The sequence below is a fragment of the Halovivax cerinus genome (genome assembly GCF_024498195.1).
Taxonomy (GTDB): Archaea; Halobacteriota; Halobacteria; order Halobacteriales; family Natrialbaceae; genus Halovivax; species Halovivax cerinus.
Genome location: NZ_CP101824.1, coordinates 2,127,180 through 2,139,908, shown reverse-complemented (window position 1 = coordinate 2,139,908; position 12,729 = coordinate 2,127,180). Strand labels below are relative to the sequence as shown.

The following is a 12,729-nucleotide window of genomic DNA, read 5'->3' as shown; positions in this document are numbered from 1 at the left end:
CTTCATCACCGGGATGATCACTGATGACGACTGACAAACTCACCCGTCGAACGGTGCTGAAGGGAACCGCTGCGGCCGGCGTGGTGTCCCTGGCCGGTTGTGCGGAAAACACGAGCGGAAGCGACTCCGGATCGGTCACGATCGCGCTCCAGACGGACCCGACCGCCGAGACCTGGACCTCCCACGGCGGTATCACCCCGTACTGGACCAACGTCATGGAACCGCTGATCTGGGTCGATCAGGAGATGGCGCTCCAGCCGTGGCTGGCCACGGACTGGGAGCGAACGAGCGATACGACCTGGGAGTTTACCCTCCGCGAGGGTGTCTCGTTCCACAACGGCGACGAGATGACGGCCGAGCACGTGGTCTACTCCTTCGAGACGCTGTTAGACGAACTCGCGTACGCACCCGGGTGGCTGCGACTCGAGGGGCCGGATAGTATCGTCGCGCTCGACGACTACACCGTCGAGTTCACGACCCCGGAACCGTTCTCCGTGTTCCCGGGGAACATCGCGCACAACATGGTGTGCGTCCAGCACCCCGATCGAAACGTCGACGAGTACGAGGCCATCGGAACCGGCCCGTTCCAGGTCGACACCGTCGAGCCACAACAGGAAGTCGTCACCGCGCCGTTCGAGGACTACTGGGGCGACGGGGGACAGGTGGACGAACTCGTGTTCGAAGTGATCGAGGATCCGAACACGAGATCGCTCTCGCTCGAGAACGGGGAGATCGATATCGGGATGGCCCCACCGCGCAGCCAGATCAGCTCCCTCGAGAGCGGCGACGGCACGACGGTCGCCAGACAGGAGACGGCAGGATCGTGTTACGGCGGTCTCAACCTCTACGCCGCGCCGACGGACGATCCCGTGCTCCGACGTGCGCTCAACCACGCCGTCGACCAGGAACTGATCGTCGAGACGATCCTCGCGAACGTCGGGTCGGCGGCGCGGGTGCCGATCTCGCCGACGATCTACTGGTCCGCTCACGACGACGTCGACCCGTACGCGTACGACGAGGACCAGGCGAGTTCGCTCGTCGAGGAGTCCGACTACGATGGCGAGATGCTCACGATCGTCGTCCCGAACGACCTCGTCAACGGTCGCGACATCGCACAGGTCCTGCTCGACAACTTCACCTCAGTCGGGATCTCCGCCGAGATCCAGATGGCCGAACGGGCGCAATACTCGGAGCTCGTTCGCGACGGCGAGGGCCACCTCTTCCTCGACACGAGCGGATCGAACTCCGGCGCCGCCGATTACGTCATCTACGACTCGTTCCACTCCGACGGCGACGTCAACCAGCGACTCTATCGTAACGAGGACACCGGCGTCCAGAACCCGGGCGGCGAGGTCGACACGCTGATCGAGGAGGGAATGGAGGCGACCGAGAGTTCGGTGAAAGAAGAGAAGTACGGCGAAGCCCAGCGGATCATGAAGGACCAGGCCGTCACCGTGCCGGTCTACTACGACGAGTTCGTCGCCGCCTACCAGTCCGATCTCGAAGGGGTCTCGTTCTCGCCGATCCCGGAGTTCACGAGCTGGACGTCACTCGAGAAGTAATCCCCCGAGACACAGACAACCAATGTGGAAATACATCGTTCAACGGACGCTCTCGGGCCTGGCCGTCCTCCTGGGCGTGTCGGTGCTGACGTTCTCGCTGACGTTCTTCACCCCGGGCGATCCGGCCCGGACGATCCTGCGCCAGCAGATGGGCGGTCGGTCACCCTCACAGGAGGCGATCGAGCGGTTCAGGGAAGCAAACGGGCTGAACGAACCGATCCCGGTGCAGTTCGTAAACTGGATCACCGACGTCGTCCGCGGTGATCTCGGCGTCTCGTACCACTCGGAGACGGCCGTGACGACGTTGATCGGACAGAACGTGATGCCGACGGTCGAACTCGCCGTCGCCGGCTTGCTCGTCGCGCTCGTCGTGGCGATCCCGACCGGCGTGATCAGCGCCGTCCACAAGGGCGGTCGCCTCGACTACGGCAGTCAGGTCGTCGCCCTCCTTGGGCTGTCGATGCCGAACTTCTGGCTCGGCTACCTGCTCATCCTGGTCTTCGCCGTCCAGTTGAACCTCCTTCCGACCCACGGGTTCGGCACCTTCGGACACCTGGCACTGCCCGCCATTACCCTCGGAACAGGGATGGCGGCCGTCATCACGAGACTCCTGCGCTCGTCGATGCTCGAGGTGCTCGACGAGGAGTACATTCAGACCGCGCGGTCGAAGGGTCTCCAGGAGCGAATCGTGGTGTACAAGCACGCGCTTCGAAACGCGCTGATCCCGGTCATCACGATCGTCGGCCTGCAGTTCGGCTACCTGCTGAACGGGGCCGTGATCATCGAGATGGTGTTCCAGCGGCCCGGGCTCGGCAGCCTGCTCATCGACGCAATCTTCGCGCGCAACTACCCGGTCGTCCAGGGACTGGTCCTGATCGTCGCGGTAGTGTTCGTGGTGACGAACCTGCTCGTCGACATCACGTACCGGTACGTCGATCCACGCATCTCCCTGGGAGGTGAGAACGCGTGAGCGAAGAGACGACGGTGGTCGAGCGGATGCGAACGACGGCCGGTGACACGCGGTCCCGGCTCGTCGAGGCCTATCACTCCCGGACTGCGAGACAGTTCCGGTCGAACACCCTCAACCTGATCGGGCTGGCGATCGTCCTGGGACTCGTCCTGACGGCGGTCTTCGCGCCGTACATCGCGCCCCACGATCCGGAAGAACAGCACCTGCGCGATCGCCTGGAAGGCCCGTCGGCCGAACACCCGCTCGGTACCGATCAACTCGGCCAGGACGTGCTGTCGCGACTCGTCTTCGGCGCGCGCGTCTCGCTGAAGATCGGTCTCGCCGTTGTCGGCATCTCCCTGGCGATCGGAACGGCGGTCGGCGTGACGGCGGGCTACGCGGGCGGCTACGTCGACGAGGGACTCATGCGACTCGTGGACGTGCTGCTCGCCTTCCCGGGGCTGCTCCTCGCGCTCGTCATCGCGGGAATCCTGGGACCGAGCCTGACGAACATCATGATCGCACTCGCGATCGTGGGCTGGACCAGTTACGCGCGCGTCGTCCGTGGAAGCGTCCTATCGGTCAAAGAGCAGGAATACGTCAAGTCGAGCCAGTTGATGGGAACCGGACGGCTACGGATCGTCGGCCGACACATCCTGCCGAACGTGATGGGACCAGTCGTCGTCCTCGCGACGCTCGACATGGCGACCGTCATCCTCTCGACTGCGGGTCTGTCGTTCCTGGGACTCGGCGCCCAGCCGCCGACACCCGAGTGGGGGACGATGATCTCGACCGGGCGCGAGTACCTCCAGTCGGCCCCGTGGGTCGTCAACTTCCCCGGGCTCGCGATCATGCTCGCCGTCCTCGGCTTCAACCTGCTCGGCGACGGGCTGCGAGACGTGCTCGACCCGCGTGAGGAAGAATCTGTCCAGAACAAGGGGCTCTAACCATGACCGAACCACTACTCGCAGTCGACAATCTGCACACCCACTTCGAAACCCGCGATCGCACCGTCCACGCAGTCAACGGCGTCTCCTTCGACGTCGAACCGGGCGAGGTCGTCGGGATCGTCGGCGAGAGCGGCAGCGGCAAGTCGGTCACCGCCCGGTCGATCATGCGCCTCGAATCGCCGGGTGAGATCGTCGACGGCTCGATCCGCTACCGCGGGGAGGAACTGACGACCGCGACCGACGAGGAGATCCGGCGGCTTCGGGGCCAGGACACGTCTATGGTCTTTCAGGACCCGATGACGACGCTCAATCCGGTCTTCACGGTCAGCGAGCAGATCGTGGAGTCGTTGAAGGTCCACGAGAACCCGGACCGGCAACCGTTGCGCGAGTACCTTCGGATCCCCCTCCTGCACGACCGCACCGACTGGGCCGAAAAACGCGATCGCGTCGTCGAACTCATGTCCGAGGTGGGAATCCCGAATCCCGGCGAACGACTGGACGCGTATCCCCACGAGTTCTCAGGCGGGATGCGCCAGCGGGCGATGCTGGCCATCGCGCTGGCGAGCGAACCGGATCTCCTGATCGCAGACGAACCGACGACGGCGCTCGACGTGACGATCCAGGCTCAGATCCTGCAGATCCTGGCCGACCTGCGCGAGGAACGCGACATGTCGGTCGTCCTGATCACTCACGACATCGGCGTGGTCTCGGCCGTCTGCGACCGCGTCATCGTGATGTACGGTGGCGAGGTGATGGAGACCGGAACGACCGAGCAGATCCTGACCGAACCACGCCACCCCTACACGCAGGCACTCCTCGAGTGCATGCCCCAGCGGACGAAGCGAAAAGAACCCCTCGAAACGATCGAGGGACAGGTTCCGGACCGCCTCGGAGAGGTGGACGGCTGCCCGTTTGCGTCCCGCTGTGGGTACGCCCAGGAGCGGTGCAGGGACGGGCCGATGCCTGTCAGTGACTGCGGCGACGGTCAGCGGGCGAAGTGCTGCGCACTCGATCGGGTCCCGGACCCGACGCGAGAGGCCGTCGGCGTGGAGGGATCGCGATGACCGCGGAGCGCGCCCGTACGCCCGCGGAGACGGACGACGGATCGGCCGGGACGAACGAGCCGGACGGACTGGAGACCTCGGCTGCAGCGGAGGCCGAGGAGACGTCCGCGCGACGCAGAGAGCCGGTCATCGAACTCGAGGGTGTCTCGAAGTCGTTCGCGATGGACGACTCGCTCCTCGATCGGCTGTTCGGGAACGTCACCCGGCTCGAGGCCGTCTCCGACGTCTCGCTCACCGTCGACCGCGGCGAGACGCTGGGCGTCGTCGGCGAGAGTGGGAGCGGCAAGTCGACGCTCGCGAACCTCGTGACCGGTTTGCACACGCCGACCGACGGAACGGTCACGATCGACGGCTCCCCGGTCGGCGCGGCGACGGACCGTCCCGCCGACCTGCTCGCGGACGTCGGCGTCGTCTTCCAGAACGCGAGTTCGAGTATCAATCCCCGGATGACCGTCGGCGACGCCATCGCGGAGCCGCTCATCACGCAGGGCTGGTCGGCCGACGAGCGCGAGGAACGGATCGCGGAGTTGCTCGATCTCGTCGAGCTCTCGGACCAGCACCTCGATCGCTACGCGCACGAACTCTCGGGGGGACAGGCCCAGCGCGTCTCCATCGCGCGAGCGATCGCCACCGAACCGCGGGTGCTCGTCCTCGACGAGCCGGTCTCCGCGCTCGACGTCTCCGTCAAGGGGAGCATCCTCAACCTGTTGATGCGAATTCAGGCGGAACTCGACCTCACATACCTCTTCATCAGCCACGACCTGAGCGCAGTCAAGCACGTCGCCGATCGCATCGCCGTGATGTACCTCGGCGAGCTGATGGAGGTCGGGCCCGCAGCGGACCTCTTCGAGCGGCCCGCCCACCCCTACACGCAGGCGCTGCTCGCAGCCATCCCGGACGTGGATCCGAGCACGTCGATCGAGGACACGTTCGTCCTCGAAGGGGATGTCCCGAGTCCCGTCGACCCGCCGTCTGGCTGCGTCTTTCACACCCGCTGTCCGATGGCTGAGGAACGCTGTCGCTCCGAGGTACCCGATCGTATCGACGTGGGCCGGGGCTGGTCGCGCTGTCACTTCGCCGAGGAGGTCGCCGACGCCGAGTCGGTCGCACACGAGTCGCACTGAGACGACGACCGAACCCGAAACGTACTGACGATGGTACCCCACAGACCGAGCATGAACACATGAGCGAGGACGAACCGGCGTCCGGTACGGCGCCCCCGGCGGCGAATGACGGCGGCGACGCACCGACGACTGACGGCGACGCGCCGACGACCGACGACGACGTCCCGAGGACCGACGATGGCGTCCCGACCTCCGACGTCGACGACGAAGAGACACCCGTAGCAGAGCCGGCGGCGAGCGACGGCGGCGACGGCGAGCGGACACCGGTCGCACCGACATCGTCGGCCGACACCGATCGGTCCGCCGTGAGCGACGAACTCGACGTCCCGGACGCCCCACCGGACCCGGAGACGGCGTCCCACGTCCTGCCCGACGAGAAACTCCGCTATCCGGACTTCGAACTCGACGGCGGGTCGATGGAGGCAGACGGTAGCTTCGACCTCGATCGGTCCCTCGACCGCGAGGGACTGCGCGAGTGGCTGGCCGACCTGCGCGGCGGCCTCGCGAGTCACGACGTGGGGGTCTCCGGTCCGGACGGAACGGCGATCTTCGGAGTGGGCGGCGGCGACGTGTCGGTCTCGTTCGATCCCGACGACGCACACCGAGGTCGCCTCGAGTTCACGTTCTCGATCGACGCGAAGCTCATGACGTACTCCGACGATCCGGACGAACGCGTCGCCGGCGCCCGCGGCGGGGAGGGGTTCATCCCGGTCGAGATGCTCACCGCAGATCGGCCAGCGAAGGCGTACCGCTGTTACAACTGGATCGACGATCCGATCGACCGCGACTAGTACTCGGCGCCGAAAGTCGCGCCGGCGTCGTCCCGGTTCAGACGCCGGACGACGTGCCGGCGCCGTCCCGACTCAGGCGTAGGGCCACTCGCCGACGATCTTCATCCCCTCGGAACGACCCTCCGCTTCGAACGAGGCCGCAACGTCGGCGCGGTCGCGGTGCGGGATCACGGTCTCGGCGTCCGCCAGGTCGACCACGAGATCGGTGAGGAGGATCGACTGTTCTCGCAGGTTGCGCACGTCCAGCTTGTCCAGCGTATCGGCCGACGTGTGGCCGTAGCCGCGGCCCTCGGAATCCCGGACGCCCGAGACGAAGTAGCCGGGGACGCCTTCGCGGACGAGCGGCCACTGGTCGCCCCGGAATCCTTCGCGCGGGATGATGCGAACGGGGTGATCGTACCGGTTGGCCATCCGGGAAGCGGCGGCTTCGAGTTCGTCGAACGTGTGCGTGAAGAACTGCAACGTCCGCCCACGGACGACGCCATCGAGGTTGACGATCGCTTTCACCGACGACGGATCGCAGACCTCGGCGTGGTACTGCGAGCCGCAAAGGCCGACCTCCTCCGAGCCGAAGCCGACGAACTCGACCCGGGTGTCGAGCTCACCCTCGCGGGTCGCGAGCGCCCGCGCGATCTCGACCATCGTCGCCGTGCCGGCCCCGTCGTCCATCGCTCCCTCGCCGATGTCGTGACCGTCGAGGTGGGCCGAGACGAGAACGCGCTCGTCGGTTTCGGGCCCGAGTTCCGCGTGGACGTTCTGGATCGTCGCGTCGTGAACGTCGGCGTCGACACGTACGCGAAGGGGCTCACCGTCGAACCGTCGGCCGAGCGCCGCCCCCACCTCTTTGCTCACGCCGACGGTCGGGATCTCACCGATAGGATGGTCCGGTCGACCGACCGAGCCCGTCGGCGGAAGTTGACCCTCGACGTGGTTTCGAAAGACGAACCCGGCCGCGCCGGCCTCGACGGCGTAGTAGTACTTCTCGCGCCGGTGGATCAATCGATCGTGGTAACTGGGCACGTTCGACGCGACCATGACGAGCTTCCCCTCGACGTCGGCGGCGTCGAAGTCTTCCGGGAGGCCGTACCCCAGGTCGACGAACTCGGCCTCGACCGTGCCGCCTGGGCTGCGAGGTAACGCGATCGAGTCGTACGAGGCGCCCGATTCGGGGTGGTGAACGCCGCTGTCGCCGCGGGTCCAGCCCTGCAGGTCGAACGTCTCGAGACGAGCATCACGAGCGCCGACGTCGGCCAGGACGTCCCGCGTGGCTTCGGCCCCGAGACGTTCGCCCTCGCTGCCGGCCATGCGGTGGTCGATGTCGGCCAGCGTCTCCAGGTGATCCCACCCGACGGTGCTACAGAATGTTTCGCCTATCCAGTCGGTCATCGATAGAAACAGGCTCGAATCCACCTTCAGTCTAGGGTCCCCGGAGACGCGTGCCGACGTATTACGCCGTCGCGAAATCGTCCTAACAATCTTCAAGGTGCCAGCATCGGTGGACACGCTAGATGACGGATACAGATCCAGCGTCCGGGGAAGATACCGCACACGATTCGGATCAGCGTGACGATCCGCTCCCAAGCGTCGAAACGCACGTCGAGGGCGTCGAGGTCGCCCCGTCGATCGAAGACCAGCCGGGTCTTTCCACCTACGAGGGGCGGATCGGGATGCTCCTCCAGGGAGAATCGATCCAGACGCACTTCATCGAGATGCCGCCCGGCCTCTACCTCGACGAACACGCCCACGAGACGGAGTCGATGATCATGACGCTCAGCGGCGAGTGGGTCCTGTCGGCCCGCGGCGAACGCCGACACATGACGGAAGGCGACCTGTTCTGGTTCGGACCCGGCGTGCCGACGGGGTACGAGGTTCCGTTCGACGAAGACGCCTACATCCTCATCTTCAAGGGCGAGGTGATGTCCGACTCCGCCGAGGCCTTCGTCGACTCCCTCAGAGCGACCGACGAGCGACTCGCCGAAGAAGCGGCGGAGGGCACACCGTTCACCTTCGACGACCTCCCGGACGACCACCCGGCGATCGAGTTCGCCGAATCGATCGGCGCTCGCTGAGCGGATCGGACAGGCAGTAGCACTCGTTCTCGATGCGGTTTCGTTCTCGAAGCGGTTACCAGGTTTCGTCGGCTCGGCAGTCGTTTCCCTTTCGGGGGACGAAAGGGGACGTGTGACGAGATCGCGCCAGCAACCGCGGGATCGACTCGGCGGAGACGGCCGAAACGGGTGGACCGCCGAAGCGACCTCACGGCGGTCGAACCGCCCTGCCGTCTTCGAGGCGGCGGGCGGTCTCGACGGGGCGGGACCCACCACTCAGAAGATGCCGACGATGAACGCCAGCCCCATCAGGATCAACACGGCGGCGGTGACCGTCGGAAGGTACTCCTCGTACTTTTCGATCCGATCTTTGTGGTACTCGAATCCGGCGATGAGCAACAGCGTCATCGTCATGACGGCGATGAGAACCGCGATCGCGTACGAGAGCATCAGTTCCAGACACTGCGCCGAGCCCGTACAGATGGCGATGATCTCGATCTCCTCGTTGTGGGCGAACCCGAGGAGGAACGCGAAGGCGGCGATCCCGTAGAGACCGCGCTGATCGGCCTGTTCTTCGAGCGAGTGGGCCTGCGCGTGGGCATCGTCGCCCCCGACGAATGGTATCACGCTGCGAAGGCGCGCCACCCAGCCCTGGTCGGCGGAGCCGTGATCGTGCCCGTGATCGTCGTGATGGGCGTGGTCGTCGTGCCCGTGATCGTCGTGGTGGGCGTGGTCGTCGTGCCCGTGATCGTCGTGGTGGGCGTGATCGTCGTGCCCGTGATCGTCGTGCCCGTGATCGTCGTGACCGTGATCGTCGTGCCCGTGATCGTCGTGCCCGTGATCGTCGTGACCGTGATCGTCGTGGTGGGCGTGATCGTCGTGGTGGGCGTGGTCAGATTCGTCGCCCTCACTGGTGGCGTGGTCGTGGGAGTGGCCACCTCGGACGTACTCGCGGACGCCGAGTACGATCAGGACGGCGCCGGCGACGTACTTGAGTCCGTGTATCTCGGTCAGGTCGAAGTACTGCAACGCCCAGAAGTACACGGCGACGACGGCGATACTGCTGATGAGGTGGCCCATCCCGAGGATGAATCCCGACGCGACGCCGTGAAACCAGGTTCGCTTCTTGTTCAACGAGTGCATCGCGGCGATCGGCCAGCCGTGATCGGGAAGGATTCCGTGGACCGCACCGAGCACGATCGCTCCCATGTACAGGCCCAGCGTTCCATCTGCGAGCATACTCCGATCCAGCCGACCGACCGGGTTATACCTTGTTAAGACGTGACACAGGCCTTCGTAATACGGCGGCAGCATTTTCCCCGATCGAACCGGGCGACCGTCTGGGATCCACCGAACCGTCGTGTCCCAACGCGCCGACGGTCCAGTACCGTGTTGGGCGCGTCAGCCCTCGTTCGCGTGGTGGTCGAACGCTGCGTTTCCCTCGACGAGCATCAGTTTCACCCGTCTCACCGCGTCGAAGTTGCGCAGGCGATAGACCAGCGCTTTCACGTCCTCGACGTCCCCGGAGCAGTGGACCGTCTCCAGACACCAGTCGCCGTGGTGAACGTGGCTCGAGGCGTTGACGACACGTTCGTGGTCGTGCTGGATCTCGTGGATGTCGGCCACCACGTCGTCGTAGACGTAATCGAAGACGACGACTGCGGCGACGGTCCCGGAACGGTCGTCGAGCGTCCGGTGGGACTCGATGTACTCCTGCATGGCCTCCCGCACGGCGCGCGATCGGGAGCTGAATCCCTCCGATTGCCAGATGCGATCGAACGTCTCGACGGTCTCGTCGGGGATGTTGAAACTCGTTCGCACGCCAGTTTCGAGGGAGCGAATCACCGTAAACCTGCGGGTCCAAGCCGCGAGACGGTCACGTACTGTCGCCCCCAGCGAGAGACTCCCCCGTCGATCAGTCGGCGACGGGGTCGGCCGTCGGCACGTCGACGGGCGGCTCCCAGAGCAGGATCGCGACGGACCCGACGACGAGCACGCCGCCAGCCAGTGCGAGAGCGGGCACCGGCGAGACGGCGTCAGAGAGGACGCCGCTCCCGAGCTGGAAGGGGATGACGGTCAGTCCGCTCACCATGGCCATCGCGCTGAGGACGGTCGCTCGGCCGAGCGTCTCGACGCGGTCGTTAACGTACTGCCCGGCGAGGACGCGCGTCGGCTGGACGATACCCCAGCCGACGAAGAGGGCAACGAACGCGAGCGCCGGGACGAACGCCATGGCGACGAGGAGCGTTCCCACGACGAGCGGAGCGCCGACGAACCAGCGGTGCAACCCGATGCGCTCGCGGAGAAAGCCGATTCGGTAGCTCACGGCCGCCGAGGCGAGGTTCATCGCGGCGTAGAACCCGCCAAGGAGCGTCTCGACGTTGTCAGGGGCGACGGCCAGCTCGGGAGACCACTCGCCCGGAAGCGGAATCGTGACGGTAGCGTCGATCCCGAGGTCGACGAGCGTCGCCTCGAACGCCGGTTGGAGGAAGATGAACACGAGGTACGTGACGGCCGAGAAGAGGACGTAGTAGTAGAGGATGAACGAGCGCAGGCGACGCTGACCGAGCGCTTCGCGCACGACGTCCCAGGCCTCGCGCATCCCGAGATCGCTCGACCCGCTCTCCTGGTACGTCTCCGGTTCGTCGAGCGTGAGGATGACGACCGTGCCGACACCGGTGAACGCCGCCGCCGCGAGGAACGGGTAGGACAGGTCGATGCCGCCGAGGTACCCGCCGACCAGGGACGCGAACACGCCGGCCGCCAGCGCGATGGACTGGCCACGGCCGCGGACGTTCGTGAACGCGTCCGTATCGTCGCTGTCGGCGAGCGTTTCGTACACCCACGCGTCCTCCGTTCCGGACCTGAAGTTGTAGCCCGTCGACCAGACGACGAAGAGGAACGCGAATACGATCGCCGACTCCGCGAGAGCGATGGCGACCAGCGACGCGGTAATCGTCGCGCTCCCCACCAGCAAGCTGTTTCGTCGACCGATACGGTCGCCGACCCAGCCCGTCGGAATCTCGCCGACGACGGTGGCCACGTTGTACAGCGCCTCGAAGATCACGATGTGGGTAAAGGAGAGACCCAGCGAGAGGAAGTAGAGGTACATGATCGGGCGGTAGAACTCGACCGCCTCGGTCGCCTTGTAGAAGTAGTACTTCACGACGGCAGCGGAACGGACCATGACTATGCTGGGAAAGGGCCCGGAGAAAAGGGTACTGGATGCGGAAGAGTGGGCCCGAAAAAGTGAGAGTGGTGAGAGGGGGGTGAGGTGAGAATGTGGGTGGGTGAGAATGTGGGTGGGTGAGAATGTGAGTGGGTGAGAATGTGAGTGGGTGAGAATGTGAGTGGGTGAGAATGTGAGTGGGTGAGAATGTGGGTGGGTGAGAGTGTGGGTGGGTGAGGGGAGAGTGTGTGAAGCGGAGGTGAGAGAGGGCGGGGAAGAGGATATCACGCGTCGGCGAGGCGAAGTTGTCCCCGAACCACCGGCGCCGCAGGGTACGTCCGTACGCCGGTGTCGACGCACTCGACGGTCTCGAAGCGAGCGTCGGCGTCGAACTGCGCCGCGGTGTCCCGGTTCAGGTGACAGCCGCCTGCCACGCGTTTCCAGACAGGTGTCACGGCGTTCTGCAGCGTCCGGTACCGACCAGATCCACCGACGTGCTCTAAGAATCTGACCTCGCCGCCCGGCCGGAGCACGCGCGCGAGTTCCGAGCGCGCCGCATCGGGGTCGTCCACCGAACAGAACACGAGCGACGAGACGACGACGTCGACGCTGTCGTCCTCGAAGGGGAGCGCCTCGGCGCGCGCGTCGTGGAACGAAACTGTCAGCCCCACGTCCGCGGCGCGCGACCGAGCCCGCCGTCGCATCGTCCGATCCGGCTCGACCGCGTGGTACTCGAGCGACGACTCCGCCCCCGTCGAGTCGTCGACGGTCCGCGCCGTCCCGCGCGGACCCGCGACCACGTACGGGAACATCGCGCCGTCGCCCGCGCCCAGGTCGACGACGCGACCCGCGAGATCGCTCGCGAGGTCGCGGCGGTGCGGCCCGAACGTCCGGCGATCGATCGGATCGAACGCCCGGTAGAGTCTCGCGAAGAGCGGGTGATCCAGGTCGTCCGTGTCGGTACGATCGGCAGTCATCGACCGTGGGTTCGCGCTCCGACGGTGAGTCAGTTGGGGTGGCGGAGCGACCGAAAGCCCCCGTCGCTCGTCGGTCGACGGGCCAATAGCCAAGA

General features: G+C 65.9%; 12 protein-coding genes. 7 read left to right on the top strand and 5 right to left on the bottom strand.

Annotated elements, in window-relative coordinates:
- Positions 1 to 23 precede the first annotated feature (23 nt).
- From NO366_RS09945 to NO366_RS09920, 6 genes are read left to right on the top strand one after another with little or no spacing between them, the layout of a single operon-like run.
- On the top strand, positions 24 to 1,562 hold the full coding sequence (locus NO366_RS09945) for an ABC transporter substrate-binding protein (RefSeq protein ID WP_256530639.1): 1,539 nt from the start codon (positions 24 to 26) through the stop codon (positions 1,560 to 1,562).
- Between the two features lie 22 nt (positions 1,563 to 1,584).
- The gene (gene nikB / locus NO366_RS09940; protein ID WP_256530638.1) at positions 1,585 to 2,532 is read left to right on the top strand and encodes a nickel ABC transporter permease; all 948 of its coding nucleotides are present in this window, start codon (positions 1,585 to 1,587) and stop codon (positions 2,530 to 2,532) included.
- A complete protein-coding gene (gene nikC, locus NO366_RS09935) occupies positions 2,529 to 3,458 on the top strand; it encodes a nickel transporter permease (RefSeq protein WP_382274052.1) in 930 nt (309 codons plus the stop codon). Before nikB ends, nikC begins: the two co-directional genes overlap by 4 nt.
- Before the next feature lie 2 nt (positions 3,459 to 3,460).
- Positions 3,461 to 4,525, top strand: coding sequence for an ABC transporter ATP-binding protein (locus tag NO366_RS09930; protein WP_256530637.1), 1,065 nt, complete (start codon positions 3,461 to 3,463; stop codon positions 4,523 to 4,525).
- A complete protein-coding gene (locus tag NO366_RS09925) occupies positions 4,522 to 5,649 on the top strand; it encodes an ABC transporter ATP-binding protein (RefSeq protein ID WP_256530636.1) in 1,128 nt (375 codons plus the stop codon). Before NO366_RS09930 ends, NO366_RS09925 begins: the two co-directional genes overlap by 4 nt.
- 59 nt (positions 5,650 to 5,708) lie before the next feature.
- On the top strand, positions 5,709 to 6,440 hold the full coding sequence (locus NO366_RS09920; protein ID WP_256530635.1) for a RodZ family helix-turn-helix domain-containing protein: 732 nt from the start codon (positions 5,709 to 5,711) through the stop codon (positions 6,438 to 6,440).
- A 72-nt stretch (positions 6,441 to 6,512) separates the two neighbouring features.
- On the opposite strand, the gene NO366_RS09915 is transcribed toward NO366_RS09920, so the two are convergent.
- Positions 6,513 to 7,826 (bottom strand): M28 family peptidase, encoded by a 1,314-nt coding sequence (locus NO366_RS09915; protein WP_256530634.1) that lies wholly within the window; start codon positions 7,824 to 7,826, stop codon positions 6,513 to 6,515.
- Between the two features lie 122 nt (positions 7,827 to 7,948).
- On the opposite strand from NO366_RS09915, the gene NO366_RS09910 reads away from it, so the two are divergent.
- Positions 7,949 to 8,509: a cupin domain-containing protein gene (locus NO366_RS09910; RefSeq protein WP_256530633.1), complete on the top strand. Its 561-nt coding sequence runs from the start codon at positions 7,949 to 7,951 to the stop codon at positions 8,507 to 8,509.
- Positions 8,510 to 8,764: 255 nt separating this feature from the next.
- Here NO366_RS09910 and NO366_RS09905 read toward each other — a convergent pair whose 3' ends face one another.
- From NO366_RS09905 to NO366_RS09890, 4 genes are all read right to left on the bottom strand, one after another.
- On the bottom strand, positions 8,765 to 9,727 hold the full coding sequence (locus NO366_RS09905; protein WP_256530632.1) for an ABC transporter permease: 963 nt from the start codon (positions 9,725 to 9,727) through the stop codon (positions 8,765 to 8,767).
- A 162-nt stretch (positions 9,728 to 9,889) separates the two neighbouring features.
- Complete coding sequence (locus NO366_RS09900) at positions 9,890 to 10,309, bottom strand: CopG family ribbon-helix-helix protein (RefSeq protein ID WP_256530631.1); 420 nt, start codon at positions 10,307 to 10,309, stop codon at positions 9,890 to 9,892.
- A 94-nt stretch (positions 10,310 to 10,403) separates the two neighbouring features.
- Entirely contained in the window at positions 10,404 to 11,675 is a 1,272-nt protein-coding gene (locus tag NO366_RS09895; protein WP_256530630.1) for an MFS transporter, read from the bottom strand.
- A 266-nt stretch (positions 11,676 to 11,941) separates the two neighbouring features.
- On the bottom strand, positions 11,942 to 12,634 hold the full coding sequence (locus NO366_RS09890; RefSeq protein WP_256530629.1) for a class I SAM-dependent methyltransferase: 693 nt from the start codon (positions 12,632 to 12,634) through the stop codon (positions 11,942 to 11,944).
- Between the last annotated feature and the right edge of the window lie 95 nt (positions 12,635 to 12,729).